Origin of the sequence: Pseudomonas sp. NMI760_13 (assembly GCF_021283245.1) — a bacterium.
GTDB lineage: Bacteria > Pseudomonadota > Gammaproteobacteria > Pseudomonadales > Pseudomonadaceae > Aquipseudomonas > Aquipseudomonas peradeniyensis.
In genome coordinates, this window is record NZ_JAJSRC010000109.1 from 1 (window position 1) to 344 (window position 344).

At 59.9% G+C, this 344-nt stretch carries 1 protein-coding gene; it reads left to right on the plus strand.

Annotated elements, in window-relative coordinates:
* The coding region (locus LU671_RS29395) for an immunoglobulin-like domain-containing protein (protein WP_232857820.1) at positions 1–344 on the plus strand (344 nt) is incomplete at both ends.

A 344-nucleotide genomic window follows, 5' to 3' on the forward strand; every position in this document is an offset into this window, starting at 1 on the left:
AACTTCGAGAAGCTCACGCTGGGTGACAACACCGTCACCACGACCGTGACTGACGAGCCGGGCACCGGTACTCCGGGCACCGATAACCAGGGTGACAAGGTCACTGTCACCATCGTCGGCAAAGGCGATGTCACCGAAGACCAGCAGCCAGCCTTCACCGTCAAGGTCAGCCAGAAACTGGACCATGACCTGACTGTCACCCTGTCCAATGGCGACAAGGTCGTTATTCCGGCCGGCCAGACCGAAGCCGAATATAAAGCCAAGGCCCAAGGCGATGACGTCTTCAAGGACGGCGACACCCTGACCGTCGGCATCACCGATGCCGCCGTTGATGGCAAGGCCTT